Genomic DNA, 17,716 nt, shown 5'->3' with positions numbered 1-17,716 from the left:
GTTTGCATTTTTCCCGCGCTGCTTCGCACCCTCTCCCCGATCGGACAAGATGCCGGCGGCGCGGCGCAATTTGACTGTCGCCCTGCAAAGCGACGCGCACGAACTTGCACAGCGAAGGTTGGCTTTGGAACGGAAACCGGCTCACCGGGCGCGGCATGCCGCCGCCGTTCGCCTTGCTGCGCAATTCCTAAACAACTGATGCGAGAATACGACTAGCCGCGAGCACAGATAGGATTACGCTAATAAAGAGGTCGTCGCGAATCGCTCGTCAGACGCCGCGATGCGTAGCCGAAATCGGCGATCGGCGTCATTATTGACGGATGGGGGCTCGCCGACCGCGGCGTATTTGCAAGCGGTCGTCGCGGCGCTCGCGCCGCGTCCCCCCGCAGCATCTTGTCCCAGGAACGCCCCCCCGCGTCGTCGTCCCGAGAGTCGCGCCGTCGTCACGACCGCGACCCGCTTGGGCGAACCGGCGCGTCCCGCCAACTCTTGAGGTCGCCGAGTTGAATTCACGAATCGCCAGAATCGTCGTCACGGCGTTTGTGCTTGCGAGCGCCGATCCGCGCGAGTCGCACGCCGCGTTGTCGTTCACCGTCGCGGAGGGCGGCTGGCCAAGCGCCGCGCACCGCGACGCCGCCGTCAGTGCGATGCAATCGGCGGTCGGGCGCTACAACGCGTACGGCGACTTCGGCAACTACAACATCTACGTTTACTACAACGCCGGGATCCCGACCGCCCAGGCGAGCTACCTCGGTTCGATCGGCTTCGGCGGCACGTACCCCAACGAACGCGTCACGATGCACGAGATGGCCCACTACCTTGGCTCGGGAACGTACGGCGCGCCGTGGGACGGCCTGCGGGGCGAGACGTTGGTCGACCAGTTCGACGGACACGAAGCGAACCTCAACGGCGATTCCATTCACTTTTGGCCGTACGGGCTGAACTACGACAGCGAAGGGTCGGAGATCAACAAACAACGGCACGTCGCGCTTGTCTACGCTCAGCGAGCCGACATGGGGATCGGCTCGACCGCCAATCCCTGGTCCGCCACGTCGGTGTCGCTGACGGCCTCGGACGCGCTGGGCGCTTCGGGCTTCCACTACGCGAACACCTGGAGCGACGGCCGGTTCGCCCACCCCGGCGCCGCGTATTCGACCGGCAACTTTATGCTCCGCACACCGGCCAGCGGCAACAGCTTCACCTTCGTCGGCGACTCGTTGACGGTCAACAACACGAACGGCATCAACGGCGGCTTGCTCTACAAGGGCACAGGCTCGACCGGGACGACGACGTTCAAGAATCTTGTGATCGACGGCGGCTACGTGCGGCACGCCAACGGCTCGTCCGACGTCTTCCGACTGGCCGGCAACGCGACCCTCTCCCAATCCGCCGTGTTCGACGCGGCCCAGGGACCGATTCACGTCACGGCGAGCCTCGGCGGGACCGGCTCGCTCGTCAAGACGGGGGGCTTCGTGATGACGCTCCAAGGCGCCGCCGCCTATGCCGGAGACACGACGATCAACGGCGGCATCTTGCGGCTGGCGCCCGTGACTCCCGTCGCCAGTTACACGTTCGACAGCGTCAGCGGCTCCACGGTCGTCAACGCCGGCAGCGGCGGCGCGGCGATGAACGGCACGCTCGCCGGGGGGGCGACGATCGTCGCCGGAGGGCGCGACGGCAATGCAGTCAGTCTCTCCGGCGGGGCCTCGGTCAACATCAATAATCCGATTCTCGACCTCCGCCGAGACGGCAATTGGACCGTCTCGACCTGGGTGAAAACCGCGACGCCCGGCTCGACAATTCTCACCAAGGGGAACGGCACGAGCTGGTCGAGCGGCAACACGATTTTCTACCTCGGCGACGGCACGGCCGGCGGCAGCGGCGGCGTCCCCAGCGCGGTCCGGTGGGGGGGCGGGTTCTTTCAGGGGGCCGCGGGCTCGGAAGCGGTAACCACGAACGACTGGCGGCAAGTGACCTACGTCAACAGCGGCGGGTACTACGCGATTTACGTCGACGGCGAACTCCAGCCCCTCTCCTCCGGCAACAGCAGCTTTGCGAACTTCGACGTCGGGACGGTCGTGCGACTCGGCGCGACGACCAACACGTTCGCCGGCGACGGCACGGTCCATTTCAACGGGCTCATGGACGGCGTCCAATTCTACGATCAGGCCCTCTCCGGGGCCCAGATCGCCGCGTTGTACGAAGGGACGAACGTCCACGGAACCCTGCCGACGACCACGAACGTGACGATCGCCGGCGGCGCCACGCTCGACGTGAACGGGACGGTCCAGGCCATCGGATCCCTCGCCGGCGCCGTGAATTCCGCCGTCACGCTCGGAGCGGGCCGGCTGATCGTCGACTCGGCCGCCAACACGCAGTTCAGCGGCGCCGTCTCGGGAACCGGAGGCTCGCTTGTGAAACGGGGCGCCGGAACGCTGACCTTGACCGGGCCGAACGCCTACACGGGCGGAACGCAGATCGACGGCGGCGCCGTGCGGGTCAACGGTTCGGTCGTGGGCCCGCTTGTCGTCAACGCGGGAGGGATGTTGCAAGGAACCGGCGTCGTCGCCGGCACGGCGACGATCGCCGACGGCGGCGCCGTCGCGCCGGGGAGCGGTCCCGGCGTGCTGACCCTCGGCGGACTCGATTTGCAGGCCGGGTCGCACACGTTCGTGGAACTGGGAGGCTTGGTGCGCGGCAGCCAGTACGACGCGATCGTCGTCAACGGCCTCGCGAACTTCGGCGGATCGCTGACAGTGTCGCTGATCAACGGGTTGACGCCCGCGGCGGGGGACAGCTTCGATCTGTTCGATTGGAACTCGACGAGCGGCGCCTTCGACGCCCTGATCCTGCCGTCGTTGCCGACGGGGCTGGCGTGGGACGCGGCGAACCTGCTGTCGACCGGCGTCCTGGCCGTGGCCGCGGCAACGTTCCCGCCGGGCGACTTCGACCTCGACGGGATGGTGACGGCCAGCGATTTGTCGATGTGGCAGACCCATTACGGGGTCGACGACGGCGCCGACGCCGACGGAGACGGCGTCAGCGACGGCCGCGACTTCCTCGTGTGGCAGCGGAACTTCGGCGCGTCGAGCGTCGCGACGGCGACGACGCAGGTCCCCGAGCCGAGCAGCGCGGCAGCGACCCTGATGCTCGCGCTCGCGGCCTGGACCCGCCGCCGCGCAGCGAACTGACGGCGCGCGGCGGCGCGCATTCGTCGCCGGGGGGTTTTGCTATTTTGCTGAACCTCGAAACTGTGAATTCTCCGAGCAAAACTCCGGGGGGCGGCTTGGTTGGATTGACGCTTATCTGGTTGCTCGCAATCGACTTGCGTCCGACGCGTCGGCTCGCGGGCCGATTGGTTTTGCAAGCAAAACCCGCGGACGGCAAGCAAAACCCGCGGCCGCCCGGGGCGTCGCTCACGATCCCGGGCGCTTGCGCAGCAGACGGGGGCGCCGTGAGCCACGCCCTGGGGCGTTTGCTCTCCCCGCTCGGCGGCCGACCGGCGCGGCGTTCCCGTTTCCTTCTCCACGATGCCGTGGCTCAATTTCCGCCAGAATCCGGCGGGGCGCGAGCGGAACGTCCAGGCCATGTTCAAAGATTCTGGCTCCCGCAACTGTCCGCACGTCGCGGGCAGTCGCACGACCGCTGTGAGGAGGAAGTGAGACAAACGCACCGAGGGCGATTTGACCTCAGCGGATTTCGACGGTCCGGCACCCCGCTGAGGTGAGTTCCGTCGCCGTCGCGAAGCCGCTAACATAGAGAGGCGTGCGGCAACCCGCTAGGCTTGCAGGCTGCATACTGAAGGGCTTCTTCAGTATGCCGAGCTTACTGAAGCAGTCTCTGTCTAATAACGAGTTAGCTGGTCGAAAGTAGTATCGCATTGCCAAGACACACGACTCTGCTGCTCGCTTACCTCGCCGCAATTCCTGCTGGATGCTCAGACTCCCAACGCGCCTCAAAGGTTGATGACCCCACCACACCTCCACTGGCCGCTCAATCAGTTGAACCTTCCAATCCACCGATGACGGACAACGAATACCCGTGGCGAACTGACCCCGCGCTCTCGGGCAAGTTCCATCCGGAATTCCCCGACGACGTGCAGGTCATCGTCCACGCTGGTGGTCCACGTCTCACTGAGGCGCGCCCCGAAGTTGTTTGGGTTCGCGTGACTGGCAAGATCGGTCCGGTTTATCAGGGAACGTTGTTGAACCAACCGCAACAGCTGCCACGGCTCAAGCAAAACGATTCAATTCTCTTCTTGGCACCGAACGCTGAAAACGAACCGTACTTGGTAACAGAGAAGTATTTGCGGGAGCGCGATGGCTGGTACATCGCCCCCTGCAATGAGTGCGGCATGCCAGACCTGTTCGACGCGCCGTCGGACTTACAAGCAAAGATATTCCCCAATGTTCCTGCTGATGCCATAATGGAGGCATTTACGTCATTCTGTCCGGTGTGTGGCGGCGTCCAAATCGTGTCGTCTTCTCCAATCGAGGCCGAACCGTGAGGCTGGCCAGCTAACAATCCGTTGCACCGGAGCCGCGGGCCGCGCGGATTCCAAAATTAGCGAGGTTCACCGCGGCCCGGTGAACGGGTCGTTAGCCCAAAACAACATGCCTCCACTGGCAAGGACAAAACGCAGGCCAAGCAACGCATCATGTCAATGATGACTCCTTGGCTTGCAACTGTGGGATTCGAACGAATTGCCGGTGGTCGCACCGGAGGGAGATTCGATTACGTCGCTGAGGATGGCGTCAGGCTCGTGTTGTCGATCGATGTCCCGACGTTTGACACGATCTTTCGGTTCTGGTGCTATTGGGAAACCGCATCCGGGGATCGGATTGCGCAAGGTCCGCATTCGCTGCCCTACGAGTGCCCAAACACTCCGGGGCAAAAACGGTATTCGTTCCGATTTCATCGAGATAATGAAGGCCATGAGCGTTGTGCGGCCAACATGCAAGAGTGGATTCGGGATGAGTTGCTGCCGTGGTTTGTATCGCGGCCAAAGGTCGATTGGTCGAATCCCTATGTCATCAAGGGCTAACAAAGCCTTGCAGCAGAATCGCGATGAAGTCCTGCGGTATTGGGAATCCGTTGGCTGCGATCTGCTGAAGACAGTCGTTCGGCGGCAGGAGGGCGCATGGAAGACGAGTTCCTGACACGGGTGGCCGTCGCCTTCCCCGAGTTTGCCGTTCGGCTCGGCGACGGGTCGGCGGTTGGGCTGGAGAACGTCCAGCCGCCGGCCACCGACGCCGACCTCCGCGAGATGGAGGAGACCGTCGGGGTGCCGCTGCCGGAGTCGTACAAGCGGCTGCTGCGGTGCGGGCGGGAGTTCTGGCTGCTCGGCGGGGTGGTGCAGTTCGGGTTCCAGCACCCGTTCGTCCACGAGTTCGAGCCGCTCGACACGCTCACCCCGCAGCAGCAACGCTCGGTCAAGCAGAAAGGCGGGTCGTGGCCCCCGCCGTCGCAGGGCATGGTGTGCTTCGCCGAGTTCTTCATGGAGGCGGACGGGGATCAGGTGTTGTTCGACGTGTCCGGCGGGCCGTCCGGCGGCGAGTACCCGGTCATGTACTACGCCCACGAGTCCCGGCCGCCGTCGGTGCGGCGGCTGGCGGTCACGTTCCCCGAGTTCCTGGCGGCGTTCCTCGACTACCCGGGGTTCGCCCGCGAGGAGTAAAGGCACGCCGAACCAGGCGCTGCACCTGACCGGGGCCGCAAAGCCGGCCCCGGCAGGTGAGCTGTGTCGTTCACTTCGATCTTGCCGAGGCGACTCAGGTCGGTCTTGGGCTTGAACCCGTTGGCTTGTCGGCGACTGGCTCCCGACGTGCGCGGGGGCTTCTGGAAGGCGCCCTACGGCGCGGCGGGCAAGTCCGGGAGGGGCGTCACGGGGACCGCTTCGCCGAGGAGATAGACGTCGTCGACCTGCAGCAATTCGGCGACGTCGACGACCGCCTGCCATTGCTGGCCGAGCAGGTCGAGGTACTGAGCCAGCAGCGTCGACAGCAGTTGTTGCGCGACGATCACCTCGCCGAAGGCGACTCCCTCGGACCCGCGATGGCGCCCGTAGATCCCGCGATAGGTCCGCACCTGGTCGCGCAGGGCCGCCGGTTGGAAGTCCTGAGCGAGACGGCGGAACGAACTGCCGATTCCGACCTGGGCAATTCTTCAGAAGGCTGGTGCGATTCTAACCACCCCCCGCACAAAAAGCTGTCTTTTTTCGCGCAGGGGAAGCGCTGAGCCAAGCAATTAGGGCCAGCAGTAGTCCTGCGGAGGGGGGCTCCGGCACGGCGACGCTCGCCACCTGCAAGCTGCCGCCATAACCCGCTTGCCAATCGGCCAAATCGCCCGCGCTCAGCGGATCGGGCGAACCACCTCGCTGCCAAATGAGAAAGTCCCGGCCGTCGGCGTCGCCGTCCAGGTCGAAATCGCCGAGAAGGTTTGGCGGACCCGTTTGCGAAAACAGTTGAAAGAACGACGTGAGATTGACGGTATCCGTTGCGGATAGCCCCGTCAGAAACACGTTCATCGTAACCGACAGGGCAAGCTGAGGGGCAAAGGTTTCGAGATCGGCATTTTGCAGGAAATCTGTTTCGTTGTCGGCCATGATCAACGTCGAGCCGAGATCAACTCCAGACAGGGAGGCATTTTCTTGCGACACAAAGGCGAGTCCCGAAGGTCCGCCCATGGTGATCCCCGCGAGGGCGAGCGATTGGCCGACAAAAGCCTTGCCCCCGGGGAGCGTCGATACGCGAAACCTAAGCTGCATGTCGACGGCATTGACGCCCAAGGCAGCCAGATGCCCGTTGGTTGAGTAATTGAGCCCCGGCTGGTCGAGATCACTCGAGATCGGCGTCACGAAAATCTGCGAGAGCAGCGGGTTAACGCCGGTGGTGGAATCCAATTCCAAGAGTTCCCAATGGCTGAATCGTGCGTTGCCCGCCGTGATGGTATTGCCGGCAAAGAGCTGGGCAAGCGTCGCCCCCTCGGCGGGTGTACGGAGTGCCAGGCACGCCGCCAAGAGTGCGACAACCCCCAGGGTTTGTGACGGTCTCGATGACCGCGTTGTAGTTTTGTCGTTTCGCATGGAATGTTCCATTCTCTAGGATCGCGGGGCCGCACGATCAGGGTTTCACCAAGAACCGCGTCGTAGACCATTCGACCCAGATTCCTCAGTCGCCAAGGCTCCTTTGGGATGACATTGGCACCTATTGGATAACCACGTTGTCGCCGGGGCCGCCATCGAGGATATCGAGCCCGGGGCCGCCGATCAGCACGTCGTCGCCCTCGCCTCCGAGCAGCGTGTCGGCTCCGTCACCACCCAGGAGCACATCGTCGTCGGCGCCGCCGTCGGCAGTCAGGGCAATCGTAGTAGCCGCCATACCGGTAGCATCCACCACGTCGTCGCCGGCAAGCGTATTGATTGTAAGTCGGTCATTGGCAGGTTCAGCTCGGGCGATGTTGACGACCGCATGAAGCCCCCAGACGGCGGCCGCGCCGGCGGAGCCCGTCACAAAGACCACGTCCTCACCCGCGGTGGCGTTGATAATGACATTGTCCACGGCCGCATCGCCGGTGGCGCCCCCCAACGTGCCGGTCAGGTTGACGTTCACTTCCACGAGATCGGCGCCAGTGAGATCGTTGACAATCGCAGTGTCCGCTCCGCCGAGCATGTTGAGGTCGATGGACTCGATGCCGTTGAGATCCATCACGATATTGCCGATGTTGCGAGTAAAGCGAACCCGAGCGCCGTTGGCTGCGATGTCGAAGATTTCGTTGGCCGCGCTGCCGTTGAACAGCATCGTGTCGAAGCCTCCCTGCCCCTCAACGATATCGCTGCCATCGCCGGGGTCCCACTGGAAAGTATCATCACCCTCACCCAGGAATACCGTGTCGTTCCCTTGTTGGCCGTCGATGAAGTCGTTGCCGTCGCCACCGATGAGAACGTCGGCGCCGTTGGAACCCAAGATCGTGTCGTTGCCCGCGCCGCCGTCGACGGTGACGGCAATGAGTGCCGCTAGGTTACCCGTGGCGGAAAAAAAGTCGTTGCCGCCGTTCATGTTGACGACCAAGTTTTCGCTGGCGCCGATATCAAGCGCAAACGGTGCGGGGTCGAGGCGGTCAAATCTCACCCGGGCACCATTGGCCGTCGTGGTGAAGACCTCCGCGCCGTTGCCACCGTTGACAATCACGGTATCAACACCCCCGCCGCCTTCGTTCAGGTCGGTGTCGTCGCCTGGGTTCCAGATCATTTGGTCCGAGCCATTCTGACCGAAGACAAGATCATCGCCATCGCCGCCAATGAGTTCATCATTTGCGGAACCTCCAAACAGAAAATCGCCGCCTCCCTTGCCTTGCAGGACGTCGTCGCCGCTTTGGCCGAATATCTGATCCGCGGCCGAGCCGCCAATGAGGGTATCGTTGCCCCCGCCGCCAAAGAGCTTCGCGGCTGGCAAAGCGCCGTTGGATTCGTTGAGCGAAATCGTGTCGTTACCCGCCAATCCGAACGCCTGGATCAATGTGGTATTGGCCACGGTGGGCGCCCCTCCCACGATGTTCACGGCCCCGCCGTTCACGAGAATTGCTCCACCGGCGTTGCGACTGATTTCGATCGTGTTGTCCGCGGAATCGCCGAACACGTTCAGGGTTCCGGCAGCCGGCGCAAAGGTCGCGGTTATGGCAAGCAAACGCCGACTTTCCAGCGATTCGACTGCCAGGCGCTTGCTAAAACCGCGCCCGGCCGAGGATCGTGAACCGCGCCGCTTGCTGCTTTTCGAGGCGGATTTCAAAAAACGCTGGAAAAAGTTGCGAGTCATCTTCTTTTCTGCCCTCAAGGGAGACGGTCATTATTCTGCTGCTGGAGGTCAACGAAATCGCGGCGCGATTCCCGCTGGGCCTCACGAACGGCAAGCTCTGCGGGGAGAATGGCCTGTTAGCGCCACTGGAGGAAGACGCTGCCGAGCGGTAACTTGCAGTGCTACAATGGGTTAGCGGCAACGGGCATGCGGCATGTCAAGCCGTGCAATGCCGGGCAGGAGCGGCCTGCCGACATACAAGGCGACGAATTGAGGTGGACTGGCTCAGGGAATCTAAAAAAACTGGGAACATCATCGACATGAACGTCACCCAGCTTCTTGAGCGGGCCGCCGAGGGCGATACCCATGCTCGCGGACAACTGATTCAGGCAACCTACGCCCAGCTCCGTGCGATGGCAGCGGCGCGCATGCGCGACGAACGCCCTGACCACACCCTCACGGCCACGGCCCTGGTTCACGAGATATCGCTGCAACTGTTGGAACGCGGCGAGTTGCATGCCCAAAGCCGGGGTCAATTCTTGGCGCTGGCGGCCAAAGCTATGCGGAATCTGTTGGTGGACCATGCTCGCGCCAGGGGCCGGCAAAAGCGCGGCGGCAACCACCAGAAACTCTCTTTGGACGAGGCTTTGATCGCCACCGACGAGCCGACTCAGGAGCTGATCGATCTCGACGAGGCCATGCAAAGATTCAGCCTGCTGGACGAACGCAAATGCCAGGTTGTGGAGCTGCGCTATTTCGGCGGCTTATCCATCGAGGAAACCGCTGCCGTGCTGGAAATATCTCCCGCCACGGTCAAACGCGATTGGGAAGTGGCGAGAACGTGGCTTTTGCATGAACTGAAATCGGAGGACGGGCGTGTCGATTGAAAAGGCCAGGCTCGTGTTGCAGTTGTTCGAGGAGGCATTGGAAGTGCCCCCCGAGCAGCGTGCCGACTGGGTCCGCGAGGCCTGTAGCAACGACGCGGAGCTGACCAGCGAAGTCAACTCGTTGCTGGCTGTCCACGGCGCACCGTCGTCGTTTTTGGCAACGGCTGTTCAACCGGTCGATTTGGGACATTTGCCCTTGCCGCCGGTCATCGCCGTGGGGCAGCAAATCGGCGACTTTATCATAGAGCGACAGATCGGCGCTGGCGGAATGGGGCTTGTCTATCGATCTCGGCAAGTGTCGCTCAATCGGCCGGTCGCCTTGAAGCTGCTGCCTCCGCACCTGAGATATTCAGCCAGCGCGCAGTCGCGATTTCAGCGAGAAGTGGAAGCCGCCGCGCGGCTGAGCCATCCCAATATCGTCGCTGTTTACACCAGCGGGCACGACGACGGCTCGATGTACTATGCGATGGAACTTATCGAAGGCCCTTCTTTGAGCGAAGTGCTCGACCAGCTCCGCAAGCATCCGCCGACGGAACTGCAATCCTGCGACAAACCGCCTCCGAAGCACGATCTCTCGGTGGCCGCCACGAGGGCTATCGCGAGAGACGCAACTCCCTTGCCAGGTGAATTGCCGACGCCAAAGATCGACCTGTTGGCGAAATTGAAGGGCCGAAACTATTTCGACTGGGTTGCCGACACTTTGGCCGATGTGGCTGAAGGCCTCCATTATGCTCACTCGATGAACGTCATCCACCGCGATGTGAAACCGTCGAATCTGCTGCTCTCCAGCAACGGCGCGATCCACATTGGCGACTTCGGTTTGGCACGCGTCGCTCAAGAGCCGGGGCTGACACGGACGGGCGAGGTCATGGGCACGCCCTTCTACATGGCGCCGGAACAGATCTCGGCCGGCGTTGGACCGGTCGATGCCCGCACCGACGTGTATTCTCTCGGCGTGACGCTCTACGAACTGCTGACGTTGCGCACCCCCTTTACCGGCGAGCTGCGTGAGCAGGTGATATCGCAGATCATGCACGAAGAACCCGTGCCGCCGAAGCTGCACAACCGCTCGGCTCCCAGTGATCTGCAAACCATCTGCCTCAAGTCCATCGAGAAGAATCCTGCGCGCCGTTATCAATCGGCTCGCGAATTGGCCAATGACTTGCGTTACTACGCCGCGGGGCGCCCGATTACGGCTCGCCCGCTTTCGCCACTAGGTCGTTGCGTCCGCTGGACTCAACGTCACCGCACTTGGGCGGCGACCATTGCGGGAATAGCATTATTGGCCATCGCCACGGCATTCTTCGCCTATCGCAGCCACGTCTCCGAGGCGCGCTGGACCGATGCGCAGTTTGCCGCCTTGTTTGAAACGGCTCAACTCGCCGCATTGGAAGGCGACTTGGATCGCGCCGCCAAGGCCATCGACAAAGCGGACAAACTGGGAGCGCCTGCTCGCCAATTGTTGCTGCTGCGGGGGCAGCTTGATTTGCAGGCAGGGCGATTCCAGGATGCCTGCGATCAGCTGGAACAGGCCCGCAAGCACATGCCCAAGAGCCTGGCGGTGCACGCGCTGCTGGCAAACGCTTATCAATCGAATGAAGAACACGAGAAGGCAGCGGCGGTCGTCAGCACGCTCGGCACATTTCAGCCCGTCACGTTGCAGGATTATCTCCTCCTCGGTCAGGCGCAGTTTACCACTGATTTCGAGCGGGCGCTTGAGACCCTCGATCGGGCTGTTCAACTTGACAAGACCAGCGTCCAAGCGCGACTTACGCGGGGCCGTGTCCTGGTGGAACGCGCCATGGATACCGCCAGTGCCGAACTGGCCGAACTCGCCCTGCAAGACCTGGAAATTGCACGGGCCATGTTGGAGCCAAACTTCTATCTGCTGGGAAATATCGTCTATGCGCGACTCGTCGCCGCGACGGCTTATTCAGTCACCGGCGATCAAACGCGACGTAAGCAGCATCTCGACGAAGCGGGCAAGGTGGCCAAGGCCCTGGAAGAATTCCCCGAGCAATACCAATCGCATCGCTGGCGAGCGCTGTATTACGACTATCTTGGTGACGATGACAACGCCATCGCCGCCTGGCAGAAAATGGAAGAGTGGCAAATCGCGCTGTTGGCGTTGACTCTGTTTCGACACGACCGTTGCGACGAGGCCATCACATTATGCGACTACAGGCTCTCTCAATTCGATAACGCGCGATCGACGCAATTCTTTCGCAGCCTGTTGCTTTCGGCGTCAGCGGATTCACCCGAGGTGGTTCGGGAAGCCTTCGAGTCCCCCGGCAAGGAAACGCTCGACGCGTTGAACGCCCATCGCTTTCACTACACCTTCAACTGTGTGTTGGGGGATCTACCCAAGGCCCGAGCAGAAAGCCAGAAGTTTCGCGCATTTCTCAAGTCCGGAACGCTGTTCGATCCATGGCGGCCTCACCTGTTGGCCTACACCTGCGGCGAGATCGACGAAGACGAACTGCTCAAGCGGTCGGCGCACTCTCGGATCGCACTTTGCCAGGCACGCTTCTACATCGGCATGACGCTGTTAGCAGCAGGAGACCGCGAGGCTGCCCAACGGCATTATTCTCAGTGCGCTCAATACCGCATTCTCAGCTATCTGGAAGATTACATGAGCCGGGCATTCCTCGCTCATCTCGAGCGGAATCCCGAATGGCCGAAGTGGATACCGGCGAGGTAAACTATATGTCGCCGCCCAACCACCAATGGGCCGACCACGCCATTCCTGAGGAGAGCAGCAAGCGTGACGCGCAGCAGCGCCGGGCGTACGTGGCTCCGCGAGCGTCGAGAAGAGAGCGAGTCGACCACGACCTCAAGCCGCGCGCCGTTCGTACCGCTTGAGCATGCCGCCGAGCAGTGTGTCGAAGACGACGCGACTGCACCTCAGCCCCGCACGCAGTCGTCCGGCCGCGTCGGCCCGCTGCCTGCGCGCCTTCAGCGGGACATCGTCTGCCACGAACTTAAGTCGACGCTGCCGGCAACGCTCGCATCCTCGACAACGCCGATTGCCGCGGGCTGTTCGAGGAGGCCCGACGCGGCGGGCAAGTCCGGGAGGGGCGTCACGGGGACCGCTTCGCCGAGGAGATAGACGTCGTCGACCTGCAGCAATTCGGCGACGTCGACGACCGCCTGCCATTGCTGGCCGAGCAGGTCGAGGTACTGAGCCAGCAGCGTCGACAGCAGTTGTTGCGCGACGATCACCTCGCCGAAGGCGACTCCCTCGGACCCGCGATGGTACCGCTCGTAGATCCCGCGATAGGTCCGCACCTGGTCGCGCAGGGCCGCCGGTTGAAAGTCTTGAGCGAGGCGGCGATTCGATTCGTAGCGGCCGTAGGCGTCGGCGAGCCGCGCGGTCAGAGCGTTCTCGACTCGGCTGACCGCGTGCTGCGTTTCAGCCACCTTCGCCTGCGCGGCGATGATGTTGCCCGTGTTGCGGTTGAAGACGGGAATCGGCCCGCCGACTTGCACGTTGACGGTCGTCGCCCCGGGGTCGAACGTGTAGTCGTGCTGCACGGCGAGGGTGGCGTCGACGTCGGGCCGGGGGGCGACGAGCGCCAGTTGCAGGAGCCGCTGCGCCTGGACGACCGAGTTCCGGCTGGCGGCCAGTTCGGTATGACGGGCCAGCATCACGGCTCGCGCCGCGTCGTAGTCGATTGCGGGAATGGGCATGTCGGGACGACCAAGAAGTCGCCCCACCGGCAACTCGGGGAGGCCCAGCGCGGCCGCCAGCTTGCGCTGCGCCGCGCCGTCGCTCTGGCGGGCCTGGACGACCGCGGCTCGCGCTTGGAGCAGGAAGACTCGCAACTCGAGCGGCTCGTACGCGGCGGCCTCGCCCCCTTCGACCAGCCGCGCCTGCGTTCGGAAGATCTCTTCGGTGAAGTCGGCGAGGGTCGACTGAATCCGCACCTTTTCCCGCGCGACGAGAGCCTCGAAATAGGCGGTCCGCACCGCCGTCGCGACGTCGATGCGGGCCTTGCGCAGCTCGAGGCGGGCGTTCTGAAGGTCGACCTCGGCCGCCGACCGAGCCAGTTTCAGTTTGCCGGCGGTGATGAAGGTTTGCTGGACGTAGGCGCCGTGATAGCCGGCGGTGTTGGACGTGTTGACGGTGTCGGCTTGGTATCCGACGGCAGGGTTGGGGTACGCCCCGGCTTGGAGGGCCAACCCGCGCGCTTGCTCGATCCGCGCCGCGGCGACGCGAACGACCGGACTGTGTGCCAGCGCCAGGGCTTGCAATTGGGCGAGGTCGAGCGGTTCGTCGCCGGCGGGAGGACCGGGAGGCGACCCGGGAACGTCGGGCGCTCCGCCGTAGAGCCGCTCGAGAGCCGCCTTGTACGGCACGTCGTCAGGCCCCGCGTACGGCGGGAGGACGACCGGTCCCGCCTCGGCTCCCGGCAAATCCGGCGGCACGTGGAGACGCCGGCCGGCGCTCTCCGGCGTCTCGCCGCCGGTTTCGACGCCGGCAGGGGCCGGGAGCGATTCGATTGGCTCGCCGTGCGCAAGCGGCTGCACGGACGGGTCCGCATCCGGCGAGGAGACCGGCTGGTGCAGCGGAAGATCCTGCGGCGCAAGCGCCGGGAAGGCGCCGGTCTGATCCAGCGGCCCCTGGACCTGGCGCTCATAGCACGGAATGCACGAGGGCTCGCGACGACAGCGACAGCCGACCGTCGCCGTCAGCGCAGCCGCCGCCGTCAGCGTCGCTCCGATGCGGAGCGCCGGTGCAGCGAATCGCAACCCAGACATTTCTTCCCCCCTGGAAGCGCGCCGGCGCCGCTAGCGATCGTCGGGCGAACCCCAGGGCGCAAGGCGGGCGCAGCTCTGCGGGTTATATCGGCTGGGTCGGGGGTCGGCGCTCGGCTGGAATCATGCCAGGGAGCCGATCCTTCGCAGAATTACTGCTCGCCGCGGTCGGCGGCGGCGCGCGGGGCGAACCAAGGGTAGATCGCCGGAACCACCAGCGCCGTCAGCAGCGTCGAGGTGATCAGCCCTCCGATGACGACGGTCGCCAGCGGGCGCTGCATTTCGGCCCCATCGCCGCGGGACAGGGCCATCGGCAAGAAGCCGAGGCTGGCGACCAGCGCCGTCATCAGCACCGGTCGCAACCGCGACAGCGCCGTTTCGTGCGCGGCCTGCGCGACGGGGGCGCCCGTGCGGCGGGTCGTCTCGGCGGCGCTGACCCAGACCAACCCGTTGAGGACCGCGACGCCGAACAGGGCGACGAATCCGACCCCCGCCGAGATGCTGAAGGGCAATCCCCGCGCGGCCAGAGCGAACACGCCTCCCGACGCGGCGATCGGGACCGCCAGAAAAATCAACAGCGCCAGCGACGTCGACTTGAACGTCGTGTGCAGCAGCAGAAAAATCAACAACAGCACGATCGGGGTGATGATCGCGAGCCGGCGACTGGCCGATTGCAGGTTCTCGAAGTCGCCTCCCCACCGCAGCTCGTACCCGGGGGGGAGGTCCACCTCGGCGGCGACCGCCCGCTGCGCGTCGGCGACGAAGCTGGCCACGTCGCGTCCTCGGCAGTTCGCCGAAACGAACGTCCGTCGTCGGTTGGCGTCGTGCTCGACCGACGGGGGCGTTTCCTCGACCCGCACGTCGGCGACTTCGCTGAGCGGCGTCGGTTTGCCTCCCGCGTGCGCGACAGTCAGCCGGCCGATGCGGTCGACATCGCTGCGCCACTCGGCCGGCAACCGGACGACGATCGGCGCCCGCGTCCGCCCTTCGAAGACCGTTCCGGTCGTCACCCCGCCGAGCGACTCGACGACCGCCATGACTTGCTCGGCGGTCAGTCCGTACTGAGCGAGTTTTGCGCGGTCGGGCTGCACGGTGATCGTCGTCAGGTTGGCCTGAAAGTCGGCCCGTACGTCGGCAGCTCCGGCGAGCCCGCGGAGGATCCGCTCGATCTCCTTCGACTTTTCGGCGAGGATCGACAAGTCGTCGCCGTAGAGGAGCGCGGCAACGTCGGCCTTGACCCCCGCGACGAGCTCGTCGACCCGCATCTCGATCGGCTGGGTGAAGCCGAACGCGACTCCCGGGACCTCGTCGGCGAGCCGAGCCGACATCCGATCGATCAGCGCTTCGCGCGACTGGCCGGCGGGCCAGTCGCGGCGATCATGGAGAAGGATCCACACGTCGGTCTGGTGGACCCCCATGACGTCGTTGGCGATCTCGGGGCGGCCGGTCTTCGAGAACACGGTCTTCACCTCGGGGAATTCGAGCAGCGTCCGCTCGATCTGCGTCGACATGGCGATCGCCCCTTCGAGCGAGGCGCTGGGCAGCCGGACGGCTTCGACGAGCAGATCCCCCTCTTCAAGCCGCGGCATGAACTCGGCGCCGAGTCGCCACCCGACGGGGACGCTCGCCAGCAGCACGAGGCACGCGGCCGCTGCGGTCCCCCGAGGATGCAGAATCGCCCAGTTCGCCGCGGGGCGATAAAACCGCTTGATCCACCGGACCAGTCGCGGCTCGACGTCCGACATGGTCCGCGGGAGCGCCAGGGACGCCATCGCCGGCATGAAGGTCATCGACAGCACGAGCGATCCCAGCAGGGCGAACAGCACCGTCAGCGCCATCGGGCGGAACAGCTTCCCCTCGGTCCCCTCCAAGAGCAGGATCGGCAGGTAAACGACCGCGATGATCAGTTCGCCGAACATCGTCGGCTTGCGGACCTCGATCGCGGCGTCGCGAATCACCGCGAGCCGCGATCGACCCGCGTGGTTGTGCGCGAGGCGGTGCATGCAGTTCTCGACCATGATCACCGACGAGTCGACGATCAGTCCGAAGTCGATCGCCCCCAGGCTCATCAGACTCGCCGTGACGCCGAACGCCTGCATCAAGTTCGTGGCGAAGAGCATCGACAGCGGAATGGCCAGCGCCGTGATGAGCCCCGCCTTGAGGCTGCCGAGCATGACCAGGAGCACGAGGATCACCAGCGCTCCCCCCTCGACGAGGTTCTTGACGACCGTCTGGAGCGTCCGGCCGATGAGCGAAGCCCGGTCGTAGATGATTTCCGCCTCGATCCCCTGGGGCAACGTCGGGCCGATCTCGGCGAGTCGCTCTTTGACCCGTGCGACGACGTCGCGGGAGTTCTCGCCGACGAGCATCATCACGAGCCCGACGACCGCCTCGCCGCGACCGTCGCGGGTAACCGCCCCCTGGCGCGTTACCGGGGCCGTGACGACCGTCGCCACGTCGCGGATCAAGATCGGCGTCCCCGCGGCCGGTCGGCGAACGACGACGGCGCCGATGTCTGCGGGGCCGGCGAGCAAGGCCTGGCCGCGGATGAACCGCTGCTCCTGGTGGTGCACCGCATAGCCCCCGCCGGCGGCGACGTTGTTCGCCTCAATCGCTGCGACGACGTCGGCCAGCGACAGTCCGAAACTCGCCAGCAACTTGGGATCGGGCTGCACCTCGAACGACTTGAGAAAGCCGCCGTGAGAGTTGATCTCCGTCACCCCCGCGACCTGGCGGAGCCGCGGGGCAATCTCCCACTCCAGAATCGAACGAAGCTGCATCGCGTCGTAGCCCTCGCCGCGGACCTCGAATTGGAGAATTTCTCCAAGCGCCGTCGTCAGCGGTCCCAACTCGGGCGACCCGTAGCCGGCCGGAATGAGCGCCGCCGCAGCGGGGAGCCGTTCGGAGACCTGTTGCCGAGCCCAGTAGATGTTCGTCCCCTCGCGGAACACGACCGTGACGACCGAGATGCCGAACCTCGAGACGCTCCGCAGTTGCTCGACCTTGGGCAGTCCTCCCATGGTCGACTCGACCGGGTAAGTGACGTATCGCTCGACTTCGATCGGCGAGAGCGACCCGGCGCTGGTGATGATCGTCACCTGCACGTTCGTCATGTCGGGCACGGCGTCGATCGGCAGATGGATCGCCGCCACGGCGCCGGCGATCGCCGTCAGCAACGTCCCCACGAGCACCAGGAACCGGTTGTCGAGCGCGAATTCGATAAGTTTGGCAAGCATGGGGCGACGCCTGGGCGACAGGAACCAATCAGGAGCGACAGGA

10 protein-coding genes are annotated in these 17,716 nt (G+C 64.4%); 5 read left to right on the top strand and 5 right to left on the bottom strand.

Annotation, left to right across the window (positions count from 1 at the left end; all coding sequences use genetic code 11):
* The first annotated feature begins 503 nt into the window (after positions 1-503).
* From KF688_11755 to KF688_11745, 3 genes are all read left to right on the top strand, one after another.
* Entirely contained in the window at positions 504-3,191 is a 2,688-nt protein-coding gene (locus KF688_11755) for an autotransporter-associated beta strand repeat-containing protein (protein MBX3426346.1), read from the top strand.
* An 830-nt stretch (positions 3,192-4,021) separates the two neighbouring features.
* Positions 4,022-4,507 carry a hypothetical protein gene (locus tag KF688_11750; protein MBX3426345.1) on the top strand — a complete coding sequence of 162 codons (486 nt, stop codon included), beginning with the start codon at positions 4,022-4,024 and terminating at the stop codon, positions 4,505-4,507.
* Positions 4,508-5,140: 633 nt separating this feature from the next.
* A complete protein-coding gene (locus KF688_11745; GenBank protein ID MBX3426344.1) occupies positions 5,141-5,677 on the top strand; it encodes an SMI1/KNR4 family protein in 537 nt (178 codons plus the stop codon).
* Between the two features lie 173 nt (positions 5,678-5,850).
* On the opposite strand, the gene KF688_11740 is transcribed toward KF688_11745, so the two are convergent.
* The 3 genes from KF688_11740 to KF688_11730 all read right to left on the bottom strand — a co-directional run bounded on the left by KF688_11740 (position 5,851) and on the right by KF688_11730 (position 8,813).
* On the bottom strand, positions 5,851-6,087 hold the full coding sequence (locus KF688_11740) for a hypothetical protein (GenBank protein ID MBX3426343.1): 237 nt from the start codon (positions 6,085-6,087) through the stop codon (positions 5,851-5,853).
* Positions 6,088-6,184: 97 nt separating this feature from the next.
* The gene (locus KF688_11735; GenBank protein MBX3426342.1) at positions 6,185-7,084 is read right to left on the bottom strand and encodes a hypothetical protein; all 900 of its coding nucleotides are present in this window, start codon (positions 7,082-7,084) and stop codon (positions 6,185-6,187) included.
* Positions 7,085-7,205: 121 nt separating this feature from the next.
* Positions 7,206-8,813, bottom strand: a complete 1,608-nt coding sequence (locus KF688_11730; GenBank protein MBX3426341.1) for a hypothetical protein — start codon at positions 8,811-8,813, stop codon at positions 7,206-7,208.
* A gap of 299 nt (positions 8,814-9,112) precedes the next feature.
* Between KF688_11730 and KF688_11725 the strand changes: the two genes are divergently transcribed.
* Together KF688_11725 and KF688_11720 are read left to right on the top strand one after the other, a co-directional pair.
* Entirely contained in the window at positions 9,113-9,679 is a 567-nt protein-coding gene (locus KF688_11725) for a sigma-70 family RNA polymerase sigma factor (GenBank protein ID MBX3426340.1), read from the top strand.
* On the top strand, positions 9,669-12,380 hold the full coding sequence (locus tag KF688_11720) for a protein kinase (protein ID MBX3426339.1): 2,712 nt from the start codon (positions 9,669-9,671) through the stop codon (positions 12,378-12,380). Before KF688_11725 ends, KF688_11720 begins: the two co-directional genes overlap by 11 nt.
* A 254-nt stretch (positions 12,381-12,634) precedes the next feature.
* Here KF688_11720 and KF688_11715 read toward each other — a convergent pair whose 3' ends face one another.
* The gene (locus KF688_11715) at positions 12,635-14,440 is read right to left on the bottom strand and encodes a TolC family protein (protein MBX3426338.1); all 1,806 of its coding nucleotides are present in this window, start codon (positions 14,438-14,440) and stop codon (positions 12,635-12,637) included.
* Positions 14,441-14,589: 149 nt separating this feature from the next.
* Positions 14,590-17,673, bottom strand: coding sequence for an efflux RND transporter permease subunit (locus KF688_11710; GenBank protein ID MBX3426337.1), 3,084 nt, complete (start codon positions 17,671-17,673; stop codon positions 14,590-14,592).
* Between the last annotated feature and the right edge of the window lie 43 nt (positions 17,674-17,716).

It is taken from the genome of Pirellulales bacterium (assembly GCA_019636345.1).
In the GTDB taxonomy this organism is placed as follows: Bacteria; Planctomycetota; Planctomycetia; order Pirellulales; family Lacipirellulaceae.
Note: the sequence above shows the minus strand (reverse complement) of the source record. Positions and strands in the feature narration are given on the sequence as shown.